Here is a 20,566-nt window from a genome sequence, read left to right as displayed (position 1 = left end):
CAGGAGACCGACCCGATGAGCGCACGATCCTCCCTTCCGTCCCCGGCCTGGGCGGCCCGAGCGCGTCCGCTGCGCGCCGGCGCGGCCGCCGCCGCGCTGGCCCTCGCGCTGTGCGCGTGCAAGCCGCCGGACATCCCGGGCCCGGTCGCCGAGACCGAGTACAAGCTCGGCGCGGTGCCGGAGTCGTCGGTCGGCAAGATCAAGCTCAACTATTGGAAGCTGGAAGGCCCGGTCAAGGCCGGCCAGCCGTTCGCCCTGGGCATCAGCATCAGCAACGGCAGCGAAGTCTGGCTCGCCGCCGGCACCGCCGATTCCCTGCGCCTGTCGGCGAGCTGGCTGGAACCCACGACCTATGCCGCGCGCGCGCCGACCGTGACCATCGAGCGCAAGACCGGAGTCGGCTCGGGCGTGTCCGGCGCTGAGCAATTCACCCTGGTCGCGCCGCCGGCCGCCGGCCGCGTGCTGCTGAAGCTGGTGCTGACCGACGCCGACGGCACGTCGCTGGAAGCGGCCGGGGTGGGGCCGCTGCACTACGACCTCACCGTCGATCCCTGAGCCCGCCCGCCGCCGGCGCGGGCCTCAGCCGCGCTTGCGGATCACCTTGCGCATGCCGCGCAGCAGCAGTTCCTCGCGGGTGTAGCCGCGCTCCAGACAGCGCGCGAAGTTCGGATGCGCCTCGCCGTCGGGATGCGCGCAGCCGGCCCATTCCGACTCGTGCAGGAACTCGGCCCGCGCGCGCACCGAATCGAACGCCGCGCGGTAGTCGGCCAGGCGCCGGCGGTTCATCGCATAACGGTATTCCTCGGCCTCGCCATCGCTGCCGCCGGCGCGCTTGAGCGCGGCGACGAATTCCTCGTCGTCGCTGAGCAGGTGCTGCCACGGCTCCGGCACGCGGTACTGGAAGTGGCTGCCGCTGTCGCAGGTCCACATCGGATCGAACTTCATGCAGATCGTCCCGCCGGGCTTGAGCACGCGCAGCATCTCGCTCAGGGCCTTGGCCGGATCGGGAATGTGTTCGAACGCATCGAAGGAGAAGATCGCGTCGAACAGGCCGTCGCGGTAGATCAGGTCCATCGCGTCGACGCGGTGGAACTCCAGCCGCCCGGACGGCAGTTCGTAGCCGTTGCGCTGGGCTTTTTCCTGCAGCAGCTTGACCAGTTCGCCGCCGAAACGCGCGTTCTGGTCGCTGAAGTCGCTGCAATAGATGCGGCCGACCCGGCCGGCGATCATCGCGCTGTGCGCGCCGGCGCCGCCGCCGACGTCGAGCACCAGCGCATCGGCGGCGGGCAGCGCGCCGCACTGCGCCAGCACTTCGAACGCGTAATCGACTTCGGCGCGGTGGGCGGCGACGTCGCTGGCTTCGTCGTAGCCGCCGGCGGCGACCGCCGGTTCGGCGGAGGATTCGGCGGAGGATCCGGCCGGCTCGGGCGCGGCGTCGATCAGCTCCAGCGCCAGCTCGCGCGGCAGGTAGAACGTGTTGGTGCAGGCGCCGTGGAACTTCGCCATGCCCTCGCCTTCCCAGCGATAAGGCGCGTAATCCAGCCCGTCCAGCAATTCGGTGACGTTGTGCCAGTCGCTGTTCTCGACCAGCAGCGCGGGCCGGCAGCGGCGGATGGTCTCGACCAGCCCGCGCAGGGCCTGCGCTTCGAAACCTTCGACGTCGACCTTGATCAGGTCCGGCTGCAATTGGAAATCGTCGCCGCGCACGATCGGCACGCGCACCGATTCCAGTTCCAGGCCACCGCGCTCCTGGTACTTCTCGCGCACCCAGGGCTTGTCGAACTGCGCCGGGTCCAGCGACGACTCTTCCAGGTAAACCACGCCGTCCACCGAGGGCACCAGCAAGGTCAGTTCGCCGGGCTCGGCGCCGAGGCCGCAGCGGTGGATCTCGATCGCGCCGCCGGCCAGTCCGGCGATGCGGTCCAGCCCCGGCCACAGCCGCGGGTTGGCTTCGAAGCAGTGGATCGCGACGTCGCCGCCGAGCACGGCGCGCAGGGTCGCCACGGTCTGGCCGCCGTTGGCGCCGACATCCAGCACCGTGCGCAGCGGCCGCATCTGCCGCCCGATCCAGTCCAGGGCCCGGAAATCGGGATCGTGGATGCTCTTGCTATGCAGCTGGTGGAGCACCCTCTCGTGCAGCGCCGAAACGTCGTTCATCCAAAACTCCCGAGACAATGTCCCAAAGCCTGTCTGCCACCCCGTCCCACCCGAAGCCGCGGGCGATGTCGCGTCCCGCCGCGCCGTGCCGGTCGGCCAGGTCGCGATCGTCGATATAACGCTTGAGTTGCGCGGCCAACTCGTCCACCGAGTCGGCCAGATACCCGTTTTCCCCTTCTTCGACCAGCTCGGCGAACGCGGCGGTGGAGCCGCGCGCGACCACCGGGCGGCCCGCCATCCACGATTCCAGCAACACGATGCCGAAACTCTCGCTTTCGCTCATGTTGGCCAGGCAGCGCGCCTGCGACAGCGCGCCGACCACCACCTCGCGCGGCTGCGGGCCATAGTAATACACGCCCTCGCCGGCCAATGGCGCGCCGTCGTCGTCCGGGCCGATCAGCACCACGTCGACGCCGGTGCCAGCCGCGTTCAGGCGCTGGCAGGCCTGCACCGTCGCGGCGTAATGCTTGGCCGCGGTCTTGCGCCCCAGCACCAGCACGAACGGGCGCTCGCCGCGGTGCAGGCGGGCGAACGCTTCGCGTCCGCGGGCGACGAAGTCGGGAGCGAAGTCGGCCGCGTTCAGGCCGCCGCCGGCGATGCCCACCGAATGCGCGCCGACCTTGTCGAAGAACGCGCGCCGGCTTTCCTCGGGGAACGCCAGCACCCGGTCGGCGGCGGCGAACGCGTCGTAGAAATCGCGCCAGTGGTAGTAGCGGTCTTCCATGTGGAAATGCGGCAGCACGATCGACGGCAGCCCGTGCCGCGCCGCCGTGCGCACGCCCAGCAGCGAGCTGGCGAACGGCACGCCCTGGGCCAGGATCACGTCGTAATCGGCGGCATGCCGATCCAGCCAGCGCTCCATCTCGGCGCTGTGCGGGCCGCGGATCCTGCAGAAGCGGCGGTCGACGTCGCGCGCGCGGCGCTTGGCCGCGGCGATCAGTTCGCCGATCCAGCGCTCCGGCGCGGCGCGGCGCGCGCGCTCTTCCATGCCCTCGCCCAGGTCGATCGCGGCGGTCTCGCCGTCGGCGCCGACGGCATCGATGGCGGACACGATCACGCCCAGTTCGCGCGCATCGTCCTCGCTGTGCATCAACGCCGACACGCGCAGCTCGAGCAAGGTGCCGGGGCCGGCGAAGGCATGCCGGAACGAGAACCGGCCGGAGACGTTCTTGGCCTCCAGTTCGATGTCGTCCACGCGCACCGACACCCGCACCGGCTGCAAGGCCACGCCGGCGATGCGCACGCCTTCGCTGCCCTCGGGCAGCAGCGCCTGGGCGATCCGCCCGGTCCAGCGCACCACCCGGCCGTCGCTGCGTTCGGGATAGTTCCAGCCGCCGAGCAGGCCCGGGCCGATGTCCACCGCGAGATCGGCGCCGATGCGCAGCGACTCCTGCATCCACGCCGAATTCAGGATCGCGGCCTGGGCGAAGCGGTCCGCCGGCGGCGGATCGGGCCGGAACAGGCGCACCTGCCCCTTCATCGTCGGTACGCCGTCGGTCGCCGTCGGCGGTTCGTAGTCGGCGGAGAAATGCAGGCGGTCGTGGATCGGCCCGACCGCCGGAGCGACCACGTCGATCTCCAGGCCCTCGCGCTTCTCCAGCGCGCGCAGCAGGTTGAGCAGGTAGACCTCGGCGCCGCCGCGCGCCGGTTCGCCGAAGCGGTAGGTCAGCACCAGCATCCGGCACGGGCCGTCGCGGCCGATCAACTGGCGCAACTCGCGGCGCATGCGCCCGCCGAGCACGCGCCAGTCCAGATGGGTGGCGACGTAGTCCATGGCCTCGGCGGAAATGCGCGCGCTCAGGCCGCGGTCGCCGCACAGCTTGGGGATCCACTCGGCCATCGCCTCGGGACCGGCCTCGATGTAGTGGGTGCCCGCGCGCAGGCCGCCGAATCCGCGCACGCCGATCGGCGAGGTCAGCAGCGGCAGGCCCGCGGCGAGGAAGTCGGGTACCTTGAGGCTGGAGCCGCCGCCTTCGAACAGCGGATTCACCGCCAGATCGGCCAGCGCGAACAGCGCCTGCTTGTCGGCCAGGCTCAGGAAGCCGAGCAGGGCCACGTTGGGCGGTACCTCGGCCACGTCGATCGCCTCGCACACCGAGCCGACCAGGGCGAAGTTGACCCGCGGGTTGCGCGCGGCCAGCTCATCGACGATGAACTGCGCGGCGCGCACGTTCGGCGGATGCGCGCTGCCGACGAACACCGCCAGCGGCGGCTGTTCCGGCCGCTCCTCGCGCGCCAGGCCGTTGCGGTGCACCTGCGGCAGGCGCACGCCGTTCTCCACGGTCAGCACCCGGCGCGCGCCGTAGCGCTCGCGCAGGCGCGCGGCGTCGGCGTCGGACACGCAGAACACCAGGTCGGCGCGCGACGCGACCTCGCGCTCGAGTTGTTCGGCCAGCTCGATCCACTTGTCGCCGTCCTCGCGCGAGGCCAGCAGTTCGCGCTTGAGTTCGGCCTCGACGTTGTGCGAGGAATGCACCACCGGCATCGCCTGCGGCACCAGCGACAGCAGCGGCGCCAGGAAGCAGTGCTCGAAATCGACCAGATCGGCGCGCGCGAGCTCCTCGCGGAACGCCGCCAGCAGCGCTTCGTTGTCCAGGCAGTGCTTGGCCGCGACCAGATCGGCCACCGACACGCTGTAGCCCTTGAGCGACTTGACGTCCTCGCGGCGGTGCGCGGCGGTCTTGGGGATCGAGCGCTGGACCACGCCCGGGGCGATCGTGCAGCGCTCCTCGCTCTCGCCGTTGTTCAGGCACAGCAGGGTGACGTCGAACTCGCGCCCCAGCTCAGTCAGCAGTTCGTTGATCCGCACTTGGCCGCCGCCGGCGGCGCGGTGGGTTTCGTAGTCGCACACCGCCAGGATGCGCTTGCGCGCGCTGGCGACGGCCGGCGCCGACAGCGTTTGCGCGATCGCCTGCGCGCTGCGCGCGGCGATGGCTTCCCAGGTGTAGCGCGCGCGCGCGAACCCGGCGCCGCGCTCGCCCAGCGCGCGGCTCGCGCCGGCGTCGTCGAGCAGGCCACGCAACGCGCCGGCGAAGCCGTCGAGTTCGCTGATCGCGGCCTGCGTGCCGGCCTCGATCTCCAGGCCGCGCGCGCCGATCGGCGTGGACAGCACCGGCGCGGCGTGGCCCATGTAATCGAGCATCTTCAGGTTGGTGCCGGCGCCGCTGCGCAGCGGGTTGATCGCCGCGCCGCAGCGCCACAACAGCGCGTCCTTCTCGGCCGCGTCGACGAAGCCCAGCAGCTTCACGTTGGCCGGCACCGGCTTGTCGTAGGCCTTGCAGACCGAGCCCAGCGCATAGAAAGTGACGTCCTTCAGCGCCGGCGCCAGTTCCTCGGCGATGAACGCCAGCGCTTCCACGTTCGGCGGATGCGCGCTGCCGAGGAACAGCGCCGAGCGCTCGCGCGCCGGCGCCGGCTCGGGCGCGGCGACCGGCTCGTAGCCGTTGGGCGCGAGGAAAATGCGCTCGGACGGGAAACCGAACGCGTCGTGGAACGCGCCGCGCTCTTCCTCGCTGATCGCCAGCAGCGCCGAGCAGCAGCCCAGCAGGCGCGCTTCCAGCTCGCGCACGAACGCGGCGCCGCGGCGGCCGATCTCGCCCTCGAACATCTGCTCGGCGAGCCGGTACTCGACGTTGTAGGCGTTGTACATGCGCAGCTTGCCGTCGCTGCCGGCGCCGCGGTCGTACGGCAGGGTGAACGGCGACTCGTGCACGACCACGTCGGCCGCGCGCACCAGCTCGCCCATGCGCCGGCCCAGTTCGGTATCGAACTCGCCGGCCAGCGCCAACGCCAGGCCCGAGCATTCCGGGCCGATGCGTTCGTTGTCGAGCTTCCAGTGGATCTGGTCGGCCTCGCGCGGCTTGGGCACGCGGATCTCGCGGAAGCTCGGCGAGTGCTCGATGGTCTCGGTCTTGGCGTCGGCGTAGGTCGCCGACAGCAGGGTCACGTCGAAGGCTTCGCTGAGATAGCGATACAGCATGTAGTAACGCTGCTCTCCCCCGCTCCGCGGCGGCACGAAGGCCGGGAAGAAGTTGATCGCCAGTAGCTTACGTCGCTTCTCTGCCATTTCCAGTTCCGGTCATTCCTTTAAATCTTTGGATCGCCGCCGGCCCGCCCTCCCCCGAGCCGGCGGTAGCGCTTACCGCGCGCCGAGGCGGCGAAGGTCCGCGTCCACCATCATCGTGATCAGCTGCTGCAGCGAGGTCTTCGGCGCCCATCCCAGCGCGGCCTTGGCCTTGGCCGGGTTGCCGAGCAGGACGTCGACCTCGGCCGGGCGGAAGAACTTCTCGTCGATCACCAGGTGCGCGTCCATGTCCAGGCCGACGTGGCCGAAGGCGATCTTGCACATGTCGCGCACGGTGGTGGTCTGGCCGGTGGCGACCACGTAGTCGCCGCCGCGCTCCTGCTGGGTCATCAGCCACATCGCCTCGACGTAGTCGCCGGCGAAGCCCCAGTCGCGTTTGGCGTCGATGTTGCCCAGGCGAAGCTCCTTCTGCAGGCCCAGCTTGATCCGGGCGACGGCGTCGGTGACCTTGCGGGTGACGAACTCGATCCCGCGCAGCGGCGACTCATGGTTGAAGAGGATGCCGCTGGACGCGTGAAGACCGAAGCTTTCCCGGTAGTTGACCGTCGCCCAGTGCGCCATCAGCTTGGCCACGCCGTAGGGGCTGCGGGGGTAGAACGGGGTGGTCTCGTCCTGCATCTCGGCCTGGATCAGGCCGAACATCTCGCTGGTGGAGGCCTGGTAGAAGCGCGCCTGCGGGTTGACGATGCGCACCGCCTCCAGCACGTTCAGGGCGCCGACGCCGTCGACCTGGGCGGTCAGCAGCGGCTGCTGCCAGGACGAGCCGACGAAGCTCTGCGCGCCGAGGTTGTAGACCTCGTCGGCCTTGGAGGTCTGCATCGCCCGGATCAGCGACGACAGGTCGGTCAGGTCGCCGTCGAGCAGGGTCACCTGGTCGGCGATGCCCAGCTCGCGCAGGCGCCACAGGGTGTCGGAGCTGCGCCGCGCCAGGATGCCGTACACGCCGTAGCCCTTGGACAGCAGCAACTGCGAAAGGTAGGCGCCGTCCTGGCCGGTGATGCCGGTGATCAATGCGTTCTTGTTGCTCATGACTGGTTCCGCTGATCGAGAAGAATGTCTTGCAGGGTCTGTTCCATGGGGATGCGCGGCGCCCAACCGGTCGCCTCGCGCAGCGCGCCGGCCGAGCCGACCATCCGCCGCTGCTCGGCGCGGCGCAGCTTGGCCGGGTCCTGGCGGACCTCGACCTGCACGCCTTCGATCCGGCACATCGCTTCGAGCAGGTCGCGCACCTTGCGCTCCACCCCCGAGGCGACCAGGTACAGCTGGCCGGACACGCCGTCGCGCAAGGCCGCGGCGTAGGCGGCGACGATGTCGCGCACGTCGGTGAAATCGCGGGTGGTGTCGATGTCGCCGGCCTCGATCACCGGCGCCTGCCGGCCCTGGGCGATCGCCGCCACCTGGCTGGCCAGCGCCGGCAGCACGAACTGCCGGCCCTGGCCCGGGCCGATATGGTTGAACGGGCGCAGCACGATCGCGTCCAGCCCCTCGCTGCGCTGCCACTGCAGGCACAGCTGCTCGGCGGCGAGCTTGCTGACCGCGTAGGGATTGCGCGGCGCCGGCAGCAGCGCCTCGGTCACCGGCATCTGCGCCTCGGCCACCTGGCCGTACACGTCGCCGGAACTGATGTAGAGCAGGCGCCCGTCGAACCCGGCGCGCTTGAGCGCCTGCAACAGGTTTAACGTACCCAGCGTGTTGATCTCGAAGGTTTCGCGCGGGTCTTCGAACGAGCGCGGCACGAAGCTCTGCGCGGCCAGGTGCAGCACCGCGTGCGGACGCAGTTCCTCGACCGCGCGGTTCACCGCCTCGGCGTCGCGGATGTCCCAGCCCTGGTCGGGAGTGTGGAATTCGTAGTCGCCGAAATCGCCGGCGCGCACCGCCGCCTCGACGTAGCGGCCGACGAATCCGCTGCCACCGGTCACCAGCAGCCGGCGCGGCGCGTCCGCGGCGTTCGCGGCGCTCATGGACGCCTCGCCACGATGGCGTAGTCCGGAGCGATGTGCATGCTCCACAACATGTCGTTGAGCGACTTGGAGCCCGGCACTTCCGGCGGCAGCAACGGCGGCGCGTTGAGCGGGCGGTGCGCGCTCAGGCGCTCGATGCGCGACTCGGCGAAGCCGCGGTTCTCCACCACCCAGCGCAGCATCGCCGGCGGCAGCGGGTTGAGATGGGTGGGGTCCATGTAGAAGTAGTGCGAGCCGACCATGATGTTTTCCGGGTTCGGCGTTTCCAGCAGCAGCAGGCCGCCGGGCCGCAGCGCGCGCAGCGCCGCGTCGATCAGCGCCACCACCCGCTCGAACGGCAGGTGCTCGACCAGGTGCATCGAGGTGACGGCGCCGAGCGAACCCTCCGGCATCTCGCGCAGCACGTCCACCGCGTCGCCGGCGACCACCTTCAGGCCGGTGCCGGCGCAGCTGTCGACGAAATCGCGGTTGAGGTCGATGCCGCTGGCCTGCAGGCCGTGCTCGGCGAGCAGTTCCAGCCATTCGCCGCGGCCGCAGCCGATGTCGACCACCGGCGCGTCGGCGCCGCCGGCGCCGGCCTCGCGGACCCAGTCCAGGTACGGCTCGATCCGCGCCCGCACCAGCTCGCGCGAGCCGCGGAATTCGTCCTCGAAATCGGCGTAGAGCTTGTCCATGGTCGGCTGGAAGCGCTCGCGCTCGAGTTCGGCGGCGTGCATGCGCTCGAACATCGGCATCATCCGCGCGACGTTGCGCAGCAACCCGGCCTGCTGGCCGCGCACCTGCTTCAACTCGTCCATCAGCAGATTGACGTGGCGGCCCAGCTCGTGCGCCTCGCGCGCCTGGGTCGCTTCGATCGTGTACTGGCGGTCGAACAGGCTGCCCAGCCGCGCCACTCCGTGCAGCCACGACAGCGCGCGGCCGAACACCGGCTTGCGTTTCCACTGCTGCAGCTTGTACGGCAGCATCAACCCGTCGATATGGACCTGCTTGGCCATGCCCTCTTCCGACCAACGCAGCGCGCCGAGCACCTCGACCTTGGTGGTGTGGCCCGAGCGCAGCTCGTGCAGGAAGTAGTTGAAGCCGTCCGGATCGGGCTCGCGCCGCAACACCACGCGATAGGCCATCTCGACGAAGCTGGCGTCGGCCGGGCCGAGCAGTTCCGACAGCACGTATTCGCGCTTGACCGGAATCGAATGGGTGACCGAGCGCCAGTGCTGCAGTTCCTCGCCGTCGCCGCCGCGCCGCGCGAACGCGCGATCGAGCTGGCTGCGCATGCGTTCGACCGCGCCGTCGGCGCCGGCGACGCCGTCGCTCTCGACCGGAATCGCCTCGCGCAGGCGCGCGGAGACGGCCTGCATGACCGCATCGACGTCCAGCGGGTCCAGGGCCTGGTTCATCGCACCGCCTCCGGTCGCGCCGGCGCCGCGGAAGCGGCCACTTCGATGACGGGCGGAATCCAGGCGGTGCCTACGAACATCGGCTTGTCCAGGTTGGCCACGGTGAACACCAGCGCGAGGTCGCGCCATTGGTAGTTCTTCTGCAAGTGGGTTTCCGCGCCGGTCAGCGCCACCGAGAACGAATAGGTGCCCACGCCGAGATTGGCCGGGAAACGCACCCGGAACTCGACCTCGCTGCCGGCCTGCAACTGTTCGTTGGCCTGGCCGGTGTGGTGGGTGTTGGTGCCGTACAGCGCCTGTCCCAACCGGTCGCGGATCATGTAGCCGAACACCAGCCGCTCCAGCGTCTGGTGCACGCGCACCCGCGCGCGCAGCGTCACCGGATGGCCGACGCCGACGAACTCGACCGGCGCGCCGCCCTCGTCCAGCAGCTGCAGGTCGACGATCTCCGCCTCGCCGGTGCCCGACTCGGTCGCGACCTTGCCGTCCTTGGACAGTTCGGTCTTGACCGAGCTGTTCTCGCGCTGGGCGATCAGCGCGTTGTAATAGTCGAAGACCTCGTAGGGATCGCTGTCGAGCACGGCCTTGCCGCCGTCGAGCAGGATCGCGCGGTCGCACAGCGCCTGGATCGCCACCGCGTCGTGCGAGACGATCAGCAGCGTGGTGCCGGCGTCGCGGAACTCGTGGATGCGCTTGAAGCACTTGTGCACGAAGTAGGTGTCGCCGACCGACAGCGCCTCGTCGACGATCAGCACGTCCGGCCGCACCGCGGTCGCCACCGCGAACGCGACCCGCATCTGCATGCCGCTGGAATAGGTGCGCACGGCCTGGTCGAAGTATTCGCCGACCTCGGCGAAGTCCTCGATCTGCGGCATCAATTCCTCGATCTTGTCCTGCGGCAGGCCCATCAGGCCGGCGGCGTGGACCACGTTCTGGCGGCCGGTCAGCTCGCCGTTGAAGCCCAGGCCGAGCTCCAGCAGCGCCGACACCCGGCCGTTCACCGACACCCGGCCCGCGCTGGGCTTGGTGGTGCCGGTGATCATCTTCAGCAGGGTGCTCTTGCCGGCGCCGTTCTGGCCGATGATGCCGATCGACTCGCCCTGGTGGACGCTGAAGGACACGTCGCGGATCACCCAGTGCTCGTGCCGCGGCTTGACCGGGATGCCGAACCAACGCGCGAAGCGCTGCAGTTCGCTGGCGTACTCGACGTACGACTTGCCGACCTTCTCCACCACCATCACCGGGCCGCTCACAGCACGTCCACCATTTCCGCCGAGGCGCGGCGGAACAGGAACATCGCGATCGCCAGCAGCACCGCCGCGGTGACCGCCACCATCACCAGGCTCTGCTGCGGCGCGCGCTCGTAGACGATGACGTCGTGGTAGGCCATCGCCAGCGGCGCCACCGGGTTGAACGCCAGCGAGGCCTTGAACCCGGACGGCACGATCTTGATCGGATAGATGATCGGGGTGACCCAGAACCAGAACTGCAGCAGCACCGCCATCACGTGGCCGACGTCGCGCACGAACACGTTCAGCACGCCGACGATCAGGCCCACGCCGGTGGCCAGGGCCACGGTCAGCGCGATCAGCAGCGGCAGCCACAGGTAATGCGAGTTCGGATAGACGCCCAGGATCGGCAGGATCACCATCACCACGCACAGCAGCGCGATGTTGTTGACCAGCGACGAACCGACCGAGATCACCGGCAGGGCGATGCGCGGGAACTGCATCTTCTTGAGCAGGGTGGTGTTGTCGATGAACACGTTCTGCAGGCGCTGCACGATCTCGGCGAACAGCGACCAGCACAGGATGCCCGACATCAGGTAGATGGCGTAGGCGTACTTGCTGTCGACGCCTTCCAGGCGCGCGGCGAGCACGTTGGACAGGATCGTGGCGAAGATGATGACCTGCGCCAGCGGCTGCAGGATGATCCACAAGGCGCCGAAGGTGCTGCGCGAGAAGCGCGCCTTGAACTCGTTCACCACCGACGAGGCGATGAAACCGCGGTAGCGCCAGGCGGCGCCGAACATACCCACCATGATCAGGGACTCCCCTCGATTGCAGGACGCGACGGCGCGGCGTCGCGCGCCAGGGTCGCGGAAATGTCGCGCAGCCGCGCGGCGATGGCGTCGGCGGCCGCCTGCGGCGCCAGCGTGCGCCGCACCGATTCGCGCGCGCGCCGGCCCAGTTCGGCGGCGAAGGCGCGATCGTCGGCGAGCCGGCGCATGTGCGCGGCGGCCTGCTCGACATCGGCCTGCGCCCACATCGCGCCGGGCGGATGCGGGTACTCGCCCTCGCCGACCGGCACCAGGCTATAGCCGACCAGGCAGCTGTCGTTTTCGTCCATGAATTCCAGATTGCCGGACCAGCCGGTGCCGATCACCGGCTTGCCCAGCGCCATGCTTTCGGCCAGGCCCAGGCCGAAACCCTCGGCCCGGTGCAGCGACACGTAGGCGTCGGCGCAGCGCTGCAGCGCGTGCACGTGGGCGCGATCGATCACCTCGTCGCGCACGACGATGCGCGGATCGCGCGCGCCCAGCGCCAGCAGGCTGAGGAAATTGTCGGGATGACGGTAGCCGTTGCTGGACTTAAGCAACAGCTGCACGTCGTCGCGCTCGGGCGGGAACGCGCGCTGGAACGCCTCGACCACCGCGAACGGGTTCTTGCGGTGGATCCAGGAATTGAAGTCGAAGGTCACCAGGAACACGAAGCGCTCCGGCGCCAGGCCGAAGTCCTCGCGGGTCAGGCCGCTGTCGGGCACCGGGCACAACGGCAGCGGCACGCGCAGGATCGGCTTGGCGGTCACGCGCCGGAACGCGCGCTCGACGAACTCGGTGGCGACCAGGATCTCGTCGACCTGATCCAGCGCCGGCAGCCAGTCGGCCGGAATCTCCTCCAGCTCCCAGAACCAGCAGGCGATCAGATAACGCCCCTTGAGCTTGGCTTCGCCGATGTGGCGCAGCGCCTCGTCGAGGTAATCGGGGTTGACGAAGATGATGCTGATCGCGTGCGTCGCGTCTTCGCCGATGTGGGCGTCGAGGCTGCGGTCGGCCAGGCCGTGCGGCAGGTCGATGGCGATGTCGTGCAGGGCGACCGGATAGCCGGCCTCGATCAGCGCGCGGCCGTACATGCGCGCGCTCTCGGCCAGACCGAACTGGCCGCGCAGGTAGGCGAAGATGTTGACGCCCGGCGTGTCGTCGCGCACGGCGGCCGGCGCGGCGATCGCCGCCTGCTCCGGCAGCGCGCGCGACCACGCCGGCGTATGCGCGAAACGCGCGCGCCGGCTGGCGCGCGCGGCCAGCATGAACGACACCTTGTCGCGCAGGCGCTGCGGGAAGCGCCGGTACAGCGCGCGCAGCCACGACTGCCGGCGCACCCACGCCGACAGCCCGAGCAGCAGCATTCCCGAATCGGCGCTGGACATCGCGGTCTGGCCCGAGGATCGGTCCGGCGTGGCGTCGGCGGAAGCGGCCACCGGCCTCAACCCGCCAGGGCCCGCTCGAGCTCGTCGCGCAGGTCCGCCACGTCCTCCACGCCCACGCTCAGGCGCACGAGGTTGTCGCCGATGCCGAGCGCGGCGCGGCGGTCGGGCGGGATCGAGGCATGGGTCATCACCGCCGGGTGGTTGACCAGGCTCTCCACGCCGCCGAGCGATTCGGCGATGGTGAACAGATGGCAGCGCTCCATCATCCGGCGCGCGCCGTCCATGCCGCCCTTGACGTAGAGGCTGATCATGCCGCCGAAGCCGTGCATCTGGCGCTTGGCCAGCTCGTGCTGCGGATGCGACTTCAGGCCCGGGTACAGGACCTTCTCGACGTTCGGGTGGGTTTCCAGCCATTCGGCCAGCGCCTGCGCGTTCTCGCAGTGCGCCTTCATGCGCAGGTGCAGGGTCTTCAGGCCGCGCAGGGCGAGGAAGCTGTCGAACGGGCCCTGGATGCCGCCGACCGCGTTCTGCAGGAAGGTCAGCTGCTCTTCCAGTTCCGGCGCGTCGCCGACCACGGCGATGCCGCCGACGATGTCGGAGTGGCCGTTGAGGTACTTGGTCGCCGAGTGCATGACGATGTGCGCGCCCAGTTCCAGCGGGCGCTGCAGGATCGGCGAGGAGAAGGTGTTGTCGACCACCACGATCAGCCCGCGCTTGCGCGCGATCTCGGCGATCCGGGCGATGTCGACCAGCTTCAGCAGCGGGTTGGTCGGGGTCTCGATCCACACCAGCTTGGTTTCGGGGCGGATCGCCGCCTCGAACGCGGCCGCGTCGCTCAAGTCGACCCAGCTGAAGTCGAGCCCGGCGCTGCGCCGGCGCACGCGCTCGAACAGGCGGTAGGTGCCGCCGTAGACGTCGTCCATGGCGATCACATGGCTGCCGGCGTCGAGCGTCTCCAGGATCGTCGAGGTCGCGGCCAGGCCGGAGGCGAAGGCGTAGCCGCGGCGGCCGCCTTCCAGGCCGGCGATGCAACGCTCGTAGGCGAAGCGGGTCGGGTTGTGGCTGCGCGAGTACTCGAAGCCCTGGTGCTGGCCGGGGCTGCTCTGGGCGTAGGTCGAGGTCGCGTAGATCGGCGGCATGACCGCGCCGGTGCTGGGGTCCGGGGACTGGCCGGCGTGGATCGCCAGGGTGCCCAGGCCGGGCTTGCGCGAGCCGTCTTGCGGCGGTTGGTGGCTCATCGAATTCGGTTCCGTGCGCTGTATGACGGCCGGGAATTCGGCCGAATAGGCGTAACCGTGAATTCTAACATCGCCTGCGTGAGGCTCCGGGTTCACGCGTTGGCACTTCAGCGCGCATGCAGTGGCACTGTGACGGAGCCCGCGCCTGCGGCCCGGGCCAGACAATCGGGGCGCAGGCTGAACGCGGATTCAGGAAGGCGGCGGATCGCCGCGGCCGCGTGCGCCGGCCTCCGCGCCGCGGCGCCCGGCCGGCATCGGCCGGGAGAGGCGCCGGCCGCCACGGAGGCGGCCGGCGCGGTCGCGATCACTGCACCCGGCGGCGCAGGAAGTTGAGCAGGTCGATGCGGGTGATCAGGCCGAGGAAGCGGTCGCCGTCGGCCACGATCGCGACATGGCCGCGGTCGAACACCGGCAGCAGCGATTCGATCGGCTCGCCGACCTGGATCTTGTCGAGCTTGCTGACCATCGCGGTCGAGACCGGATCGCGGAAGCGCGACTCGTCGCCGTACACGTGCAGCAGCACGTCGCTCTCGTCGACGATGCCGACGATCTGCTCGCCGTCCATCACCGGCAGCTGCGATACGTCGTAGAGCTTCATGCGCTGGTAGGCGGTCACCAACAGGTCGTTGGGGCCGACCACGACCGTATCGCGCTGCGAATACGGACGCAGGATCAGGTCGCGCAGGTCGCCGTGCTGGTCGCGCTGGATGAAGCCGTTGTCGAGCATCCAGTAGTCGTTGTACATCTTCGACAGGTACTTGTTGCCGGTGTCGCAGACGAACACCAGCACCTTCTTCGGCGCGGTCTGTTCGCGGCAGTACTTCAGCGCCGCGGCCAGCAGGGTGCCGGTCGAGGAGCCGCCGAGGATGCCCTCTTTCTCCAGCAGCTCGCGCGCGGTCAGGAAGCTTTCCTTGTCGGCGATGGCATAGGCCTTCTTGACCCGGGTGAAGTCGGAGATCGGCGGCAGGAAGTCCTCGCCGATGCCTTCGACCATCCAACTGGCGGACTTGTCCGACAGCGTGCCGCGGTTGATGTACTCCTCCAGGATCGAACCGACCGGATCGGCCAGCACCAGCTCGGTGGTCGGCGAGTGCTCGGCGAAGGCGCGCGACAGGCCGGTCATGGTGCCGGAGCTGCCGCAGCCGAACACGATCGCGTCGAGCTGGCCGCCCATCTGCGCCAGGATCTCCGGCCCGGTGCCGAACTCGTGCGCGGCCGGGTTGTCGGGATTGCCGAACTGGTTGATGAAGTAGGCGCCGGGGGTTTCGCGGGCGATGCGCTCGGCCAGGTCCTGGTAGTAGTCCGGATGGCCCTTGGCCACGTCCGAACGGGTCAGCACGACCTGCGCGCCCATCGCCTTGAGGTTGAAGATCTTCTCCCGGCTCATCTTGTCCGGGACCACCAGCAGCAGCTTGTAGCCCTTCTGCTGGGCGACCAGGGCCAGGCCGATGCCGGTATTGCCGGCGGTGCCTTCGACCAGGGTGTCGCCGGGCTTGATCTTGCCGGCCTTCTCGGCCGCCTCGATCATCGACAGGCCGATGCGGTCCTTGATCGAGCCGCCCGGATTCTGCGATTCGAGCTTGAGATAAAGCTCGCACACGCCGGTGTCCAGGCGCTGGGCCTTGACGATCGGGGTGTTGCCGATGAGTTCGAGTACCGAGTTGTGGATGGCCATGCGATTCCTGCGAGCCGCTACCGTGCGGCGAATCGCGCCATTCTAGCCAGCCGCGCGGCGGCGGGGGACGGCGGCGGCCGAGGCAGGGCGCCAGGGGCCGGCGTCCAGGCCAGCTAAGACGGCTCCGGCTGGGAGCTCTTGTGGGAGGGGCTTCAGCCCCGACGCTCTTGTGCCCGGTCGCTGCGATCCGAGCGGAAAGCGTCGGGGCTGAAGCCCCTCCCACAAGAGCGGCCCGCCTAAAGACGGCCGGCCCCTGGACAGTCCGCCGAAGCAGGCGGCTGCCCGAAGCCATCGTCCGGATTCGCAAGTATCAGCCGCGGACGGCGGCGACCGACGAGGATGGCCGCCGCCGCCCGCGCTGAGTCTGGAGGCCGCGCCGCGGGTCGGCACCGGCTTCGAGAACGAGGCGGCCTGGACCGGCCCCGCCCTGGATCGATGACCGGCTCCGCGCCGGCCGGCGGACCTCCGGCGCAGCGCCGGGGGTCCGCACCCGCATCCGCCGTCGTGGCGGCGCGGGCGGTGGCTCAGTGGTGTTGCTGTTCGTACAGCAGCAGCAGGCGGTCTTTCGCGGCCAGCTTCTCGCGCTTCATCTGTCCGAGCGTGGTGTCGTCGATCGGCAACACGCCGAGTTCGGCGTCCATGACCTTCTTGTCCAGGTCCTTGTGGCGCTGATAGAGCTGCTTGAACTCGGGGTTGCTCTTGATGAGCGCGTCGATTTCAGGCTGCGGTCGTTCTTCGAACATGAAAAGCCTCCTTCAGCACGAATGCGAACGCCCCGGCCTTGCGGCCAGGGCGTTACGGGGGAGCGTGAGATGGTCGGTCAGGCAGGGCGCGGCGCCGGCTTCACGAAGTCCGGCCGCGCCCTCGTGGGCGGCACCGGACTCCTGCTGAAGGGGTATTTGCGTCATCGGCCTGGCTCTTCGCCGAGCGTTATTCGCGCCGCTCGGATAACCGACCCTACTCCTGCATTTCGGTTCCGGCAAGGGTGCGATGCAAGCGGTTTCAGGTTCCGGCAAGATCGCCGACGAATGGCGGCGCGATGGCACAAGCGGCTGATTTTTCTTGGTTTTCCGAGGCACACCCAACGCGACCCCGTTGTGCGCTCGCCGCGCTCAAACCCAGGCCCCGCCTGGCTTTGGCCGCCGGTCGGGCGAGCCTATCCGCCGGCCGGGCCCGGCCCAGTGGGAGGGGCTTCAGCCCCGACGCTTTGCGTTCGGATCGCGGCGGCCGGACACGGGAGCGTCGGGGCTGAAGCCCCTCCCACAAAAGCGTTCGGGTCGGCGCGCAAAGGCGCTACGCCAGCGGTCGCTTCGCATCCGAAACCGCGGCGCCAAACGCAACGAGCCGGGCGCAGGCCCGGCTCGTCGGCGATGCTCGCAGCGCCCGGGGCCCGGCCCCGCGCGCTCACTTCTTCTTCGGCTTCGGCTTGGGCGTCGCCGGCGGCGGCTCGACCCCGAGCAGCTCGGCTTCCTTGCGCGCCAGCTCGGCGTCGCGCTCGCGCGCGGCGCGCAGCTTGGCCGCCTGCTTGCCGGCGACGTCGTCGAGCAGGCCCTCGGCCTGCTGGCGCGCGGCGGCTTCCTGGTCGGCGGCCTGGCGCAGGCGCTCGGCCTCCTCGGCCTGGATCTGCGCCTGCACGCGCAGGCGCTCGGCCTCGGCGCGGGCGCGGTCGGCGTCGCGGCGGCTGGCTTCCACCAGCAGTTCGCTGCGCTCGCGGTCCAGGCGGTCGAGCTCGCGCTGGGCCAGCTGCGTGCGCACCACGATCTCGGCGGTCTCGACCCGACGGTCGGCCAGTTGCACCGCGGCGGGACGGTCGCGGCTGCGCGCCTCGCGCGCGGCGTCGATGGCCTGGCGCGCGCGGTAGCGCTCGAAGGTGCCGACCTGGGCGGTGTCGGGGCTGGCCTCGAGCACGGTCAGGCGCTGCGACAGGCGGGCGAGCTCCGGATCGTCCGCCGGCGCGGCGGCCGCGCCCGACGCGGCGAGCGAGAGCGCGACGGCGAGGCCGGCGCGCAGGAGCGACTCACGCCGGCTCACTGGCCACCTCCCTGCAAACGGCGGCGCAGCTCGGCCACCTCGTTGCGGCGCTGGTTGAGCTCGGCATTGGTGAGCGCCTCCTTGCTGCGGGCGAAGGCCAGGTCGGCCTCGGCCGACGCGCGCAGCGCCAGCCGCCGCGCGTCCTCGGCCTTGCCCTGCGACAACGCGCCCTGGGCCGCGCTGAGCGCGCTGCGGGCGGCGTTGAGGTCCTGGGGCGCGTACTGGTCGGCGTCGGCGTCGTCGGCGCGCATGACCGCCTGCTGGGCGGCGGACAGCTCGCCGGTCGGCGGAGGCGTGGAGGCGCAACCGGCCAGGGTCGAAGCGAGAACTGCGGCCAGCAGCGGCAAACGAATTTGTGCGAAGCTTGCGGACATTCTGGGGAGTGCCGTGCGGAAGGGAAGACGCGCGGTGAACATTGTCGTCAAGCCGCCAGCCTGCTTGCAACGGCTCGCGGCGTCAACAACGGGGTGAGAACGCATGGACATCGGCTATTTCTTGAAGCTGATGACGGAAAAGAACGCGTCGGACATGTTCCTGACCACTGGCGCGCCGGTCTACATCAAGGTCGAGGGGCGCCTGTACCCGCTCGGCAACACCGGCTTGCCGCCGGGCATGGTCAAGAAGATCGCCTACTCGCTGATGGACGAGGGCCAGGTCCCGCAGTTCGAGCGCGACCTCGAACTCAACATGGCGCTGGCCCTGCCCGACGCCGGCCGCTTCCGCATCAACGTGTTCAAGCAGCGCGGCGAAGTCGGCATGGTGATCCGCGCGATCCGCAGCGTGATCCCCAGCATCGAGGAACTGCAGCTGCCGCAGGTGCTCAAGAGCATCATCATGGCCCCGCGCGGCCTGGTGCTGATCGTCGGCTCCACCGGCTCGGGCAAGTCGACCACGCTGGCCTCGATGATCGACCACCGCAACAGCAACACCGCCGGCCACATCCTCACCATCGAGGACCCGATCGAGTACCTGCACAAGCACAAGAAGTCGATCGTCAACCAGCGCGAGGTCGGCCTGGACACCCACGCCTTCCACAACGCGCTGAAGAACGCGATGCGCGAAGCGCCGGACGTGATCCTGATCGGCGAAATCCTCGACGCCACCACGATGGAGGCGGCCATCGCCTTCGCCGAAACCGGCCACCTGTGCCTGGCGACGCTGCACTCCAACAACGCCGACCAGACGCTGGAGCGCATCCTCAACTTCTTCCCCGAGGCCGCGCACAAGAACGTGCTGATGAACCTGGCGCTGAACCTCAAGGCGGTGGTGTCGCAGCGCCTGGTGGTCGGCACCGACGGGCGCCGCATTCCGGCCGCGGAGGTGCTGATCAACACCCCGCACATCCGCGACCTGATGCGCCGCGGCCAGGTGCACGAGATCAAGCAGGCGATGGAAGAGTCGCTGGAAGACGGCATGGAGTCGTTCGACCAGTGCCTGTTCCGCCTGTACAAGGAAGGCAGAATCGAGATGGAGGAGGCGCTCAAGGCGGCCGACTCGCGCGACGGCCTGGCGCTGAAGTTCCGCCTGTCCGAGGGCGGCACCGGCGAGCACGATCCGTATGCGGACATGTACGACGCGTCGGCGGCGCACTGAGCGATCGCCGGGCAGGAAACAGGACGGCCGCCTTCGGGCGGCCGTTTTCGTTGCAGCGTCCGTCGCGGCGGAGCGGAAAGCGTCGGGGCTGAAGCCTCTCCCACAAAAGCCTTGGCCGCGAAGTCGGCTTTTGTGGGAGGGGCTTCAGCCCCGACGCTTTTGTTACAGCCGCCCGGCCTGTCCCAGCCCGCCGCGCCTCAGGCCGGCGGACAATCCGGCTGGTTCTCCGGCCGCGCCCGATCGAACTCCGGCAGCTCCAGGCAGGCCCGCTCGATCCGCAGCAGGGTCGGGAACGCCTCCAGCGGCGCGCCGAAGCGGCGCGCGTTGTAGAGCTGCGGGATCAGGCAGCAATCGGCCAGCCCGGGCGTGTCACCCTCGCAAAAGACCCCGGTGGCCGGATGCTCGCGCAGCATCGCCTCGACCGCGGTGAAACCCTCGACGATCCAGTGCTTGATCCAGCCCTCGCGCTCGGGCTGCGGCACGTTCCAGGTTCCGTCCAGGTACTGCAGCACGCGCAGGTTGTTGAGCGGGTGGATCTCGCAGGCGATGGTCTGGGCGATCGCGCGCACCCGGTGGCGGTCGCGCGCGGTGGTCGGCAACAGGTTCGGCCGCGGCCAGACCTCATCGAGGTACTCCAGGATCGCGATCGACTGGGTCAGCGTGCGCGAGCCGTGCTGCAGCACCGGCACCAGGCCCTGCGGGTTGAGCGCGCGATAGGCCGGATCGTGCTGCTCGCCGCCGTTGCGGACCAGGTGCACGGGCACGGTCTCGTACTCCAGGCCCTTGAGGTTGAGGCCGATGCGCACGCGATAGGAGGCGCTGGAGCGCCAGTACGAATGAAGACGCAGTTGATCGTTCACCGGTAGACCTTGCTGGGAACTCGTTGGGGCGGAATGCAACGGGCGAAGCGGGGCGACGGAGCGTCGGTGCGGAACCGAAGCGGCGCGGCCCGCACGCGCGTCCGCGTATGCGCGTTGGGCACCTTAGCCGGGCGCGACGGCGCG

General features: G+C 69.8%; 17 protein-coding genes. 3 read left to right on the top strand and 14 right to left on the bottom strand.

Annotated features, from left to right (window positions below; translation table 11 throughout):
* Window positions 1-15 precede the first annotated feature (15 nt).
* Complete coding sequence (locus tag RDV84_RS11830) at window positions 16-555, top strand: hypothetical protein (protein WP_250449231.1); 540 nt, start codon at window positions 16-18, stop codon at window positions 553-555.
* 24 nt (window positions 556-579) lie between these two features.
* Here the strand turns inward: RDV84_RS11830 and RDV84_RS11825 are convergent, their stop codons facing one another.
* The 10 genes from RDV84_RS11825 to RDV84_RS11780 form a co-directional block, all read right to left on the bottom strand.
* Window positions 580-2,157 carry a class I SAM-dependent methyltransferase gene (locus tag RDV84_RS11825; protein ID WP_309153516.1) on the bottom strand — a complete coding sequence of 526 codons (1,578 nt, stop codon included), beginning with the start codon at window positions 2,155-2,157 and terminating at the stop codon, window positions 580-582.
* Window positions 2,108-6,223, bottom strand: a complete 4,116-nt coding sequence (locus RDV84_RS11820; RefSeq protein ID WP_309153515.1) for a glycosyltransferase family 4 protein — start codon at window positions 6,221-6,223, stop codon at window positions 2,108-2,110. The genes RDV84_RS11825 and RDV84_RS11820 overlap by 50 nt, the downstream gene beginning before the upstream one ends.
* Before the next feature lie 72 nt (window positions 6,224-6,295).
* Window positions 6,296-7,270 (bottom strand): GDP-mannose 4,6-dehydratase, encoded by a 975-nt coding sequence (locus RDV84_RS11815; RefSeq protein WP_057948898.1) that lies wholly within the window; start codon window positions 7,268-7,270, stop codon window positions 6,296-6,298.
* Entirely contained in the window at window positions 7,267-8,202 is a 936-nt protein-coding gene (locus RDV84_RS11810) for a GDP-mannose 4,6-dehydratase (protein WP_309153514.1), read from the bottom strand. The genes RDV84_RS11815 and RDV84_RS11810 overlap by 4 nt, the downstream gene beginning before the upstream one ends.
* Window positions 8,199-9,599, bottom strand: a complete 1,401-nt coding sequence (locus tag RDV84_RS11805; protein ID WP_057948900.1) for a methyltransferase domain-containing protein — start codon at window positions 9,597-9,599, stop codon at window positions 8,199-8,201. Before RDV84_RS11805 ends, RDV84_RS11810 begins: the two co-directional genes overlap by 4 nt.
* A complete protein-coding gene (locus RDV84_RS11800; RefSeq protein WP_198944554.1) occupies window positions 9,596-10,852 on the bottom strand; it encodes an ABC transporter ATP-binding protein in 1,257 nt (418 codons plus the stop codon). The genes RDV84_RS11805 and RDV84_RS11800 overlap by 4 nt, the downstream gene beginning before the upstream one ends.
* The gene (locus RDV84_RS11795) at window positions 10,849-11,640 is read right to left on the bottom strand and encodes an ABC transporter permease (protein ID WP_057948901.1); all 792 of its coding nucleotides are present in this window, start codon (window positions 11,638-11,640) and stop codon (window positions 10,849-10,851) included. The genes RDV84_RS11800 and RDV84_RS11795 overlap by 4 nt, the downstream gene beginning before the upstream one ends.
* 2 nt (window positions 11,641-11,642) lie before the next feature.
* Window positions 11,643-13,025, bottom strand: a complete 1,383-nt coding sequence (locus tag RDV84_RS11790; RefSeq protein WP_309153717.1) for a glycosyltransferase family 4 protein — start codon at window positions 13,023-13,025, stop codon at window positions 11,643-11,645.
* Between the two features lie 56 nt (window positions 13,026-13,081).
* Window positions 13,082-14,263, bottom strand: a complete 1,182-nt coding sequence (locus tag RDV84_RS11785; protein ID WP_309153513.1) for a cystathionine gamma-synthase — start codon at window positions 14,261-14,263, stop codon at window positions 13,082-13,084.
* 304 nt (window positions 14,264-14,567) lie between these two features.
* On the bottom strand, window positions 14,568-15,938 hold the full coding sequence (locus RDV84_RS11780; RefSeq protein ID WP_250449226.1) for a pyridoxal-phosphate dependent enzyme: 1,371 nt from the start codon (window positions 15,936-15,938) through the stop codon (window positions 14,568-14,570).
* Window positions 15,939-16,078: 140 nt separating this feature from the next.
* Here RDV84_RS11780 and RDV84_RS26315 point away from each other — a divergent pair, with 140 nt between their 5' ends.
* Complete coding sequence (locus RDV84_RS26315; RefSeq protein ID WP_425606273.1) at window positions 16,079-16,300, top strand: DUF6053 domain-containing protein; 222 nt, start codon at window positions 16,079-16,081, stop codon at window positions 16,298-16,300.
* Between the two features lie 162 nt (window positions 16,301-16,462).
* Here the strand turns inward: RDV84_RS26315 and RDV84_RS11775 are convergent, their stop codons facing one another.
* The 3 genes from RDV84_RS11775 to RDV84_RS11765 form a co-directional block, all read right to left on the bottom strand.
* A complete protein-coding gene (locus RDV84_RS11775; protein WP_057948905.1) occupies window positions 16,463-16,681 on the bottom strand; it encodes an HP1242/YdcH family protein in 219 nt (72 codons plus the stop codon).
* A 661-nt stretch (window positions 16,682-17,342) separates the two neighbouring features.
* Entirely contained in the window at window positions 17,343-17,969 is a 627-nt protein-coding gene (locus RDV84_RS11770) for a hypothetical protein (protein WP_123646876.1), read from the bottom strand.
* Window positions 17,966-18,343, bottom strand: a complete 378-nt coding sequence (locus tag RDV84_RS11765; protein ID WP_078996049.1) for a DUF4398 domain-containing protein — start codon at window positions 18,341-18,343, stop codon at window positions 17,966-17,968. The genes RDV84_RS11770 and RDV84_RS11765 overlap by 4 nt, the downstream gene beginning before the upstream one ends.
* Window positions 18,344-18,446: 103 nt before the next feature.
* Here RDV84_RS11765 and RDV84_RS11760 point away from each other — a divergent pair, with 103 nt between their 5' ends.
* Window positions 18,447-19,562 (top strand): PilT/PilU family type 4a pilus ATPase, encoded by a 1,116-nt coding sequence (locus RDV84_RS11760; RefSeq protein ID WP_057948907.1) that lies wholly within the window; start codon window positions 18,447-18,449, stop codon window positions 19,560-19,562.
* A gap of 197 nt (window positions 19,563-19,759) precedes the next feature.
* Here RDV84_RS11760 and maiA read toward each other — a convergent pair whose 3' ends face one another.
* Window positions 19,760-20,422, bottom strand: a complete 663-nt coding sequence (gene maiA, locus RDV84_RS11755; RefSeq protein WP_309153512.1) for a maleylacetoacetate isomerase — start codon at window positions 20,420-20,422, stop codon at window positions 19,760-19,762.
* Window positions 20,423-20,566 lie beyond the last annotated feature (144 nt).

The organism is Lysobacter yananisis, from assembly GCF_031199375.1.
GTDB lineage: Bacteria > Pseudomonadota > Gammaproteobacteria > Xanthomonadales > Xanthomonadaceae > Lysobacter > Lysobacter yananisis.
Note: the sequence above shows the minus strand (reverse complement) of the source record. Positions and strands in the feature narration are given on the sequence as shown.

Bases quoted from the DNA above. Each gene is read 5' to 3' on its own strand.
- RDV84_RS11830 (WP_250449231.1), top strand. From the start codon at position 16: ATGAGCGCACGATCCTCCCTTCCGTCCCCGGCCTGGGCGGCCCGAGCG.
- RDV84_RS11825 (WP_309153516.1), bottom strand. From the start codon at position 2,157: ATGAACGACGTTTCGGCGCTGCACGAGAGGGTGCTCCACCAGCTGCAT.
- RDV84_RS11820 (WP_309153515.1), bottom strand. From the start codon at position 6,223: ATGGCAGAGAAGCGACGTAAGCTACTGGCGATCAACTTCTTCCCGGCC.
- RDV84_RS11815 (WP_057948898.1), bottom strand. From the start codon at position 7,270: ATGAGCAACAAGAACGCATTGATCACCGGCATCACCGGCCAGGACGGC.
- RDV84_RS11810 (WP_309153514.1), bottom strand. From the start codon at position 8,202: ATGAGCGCCGCGAACGCCGCGGACGCGCCGCGCCGGCTGCTGGTGACC.
- RDV84_RS11805 (WP_057948900.1), bottom strand. From the start codon at position 9,599: ATGAACCAGGCCCTGGACCCGCTGGACGTCGATGCGGTCATGCAGGCC.
- RDV84_RS11795 (WP_057948901.1), bottom strand. From the start codon at position 11,640: ATGGTGGGTATGTTCGGCGCCGCCTGGCGCTACCGCGGTTTCATCGCC.
- RDV84_RS11790 (WP_309153717.1), bottom strand. From the start codon at position 13,025: ATGTCCAGCGCCGATTCGGGAATGCTGCTGCTCGGGCTGTCGGCGTGG.
- RDV84_RS11785 (WP_309153513.1), bottom strand. From the start codon at position 14,263: ATGAGCCACCAACCGCCGCAAGACGGCTCGCGCAAGCCCGGCCTGGGC.
- RDV84_RS11780 (WP_250449226.1), bottom strand. From the start codon at position 15,938: ATGGCCATCCACAACTCGGTACTCGAACTCATCGGCAACACCCCGATC.
- RDV84_RS11775 (WP_057948905.1), bottom strand. From the start codon at position 16,681: ATGTTCGAAGAACGACCGCAGCCTGAAATCGACGCGCTCATCAAGAGC.
- RDV84_RS11765 (WP_078996049.1), bottom strand. From the start codon at position 18,343: ATGTCCGCAAGCTTCGCACAAATTCGTTTGCCGCTGCTGGCCGCAGTT.
- RDV84_RS11760 (WP_057948907.1), top strand. From the start codon at position 18,447: ATGGACATCGGCTATTTCTTGAAGCTGATGACGGAAAAGAACGCGTCG.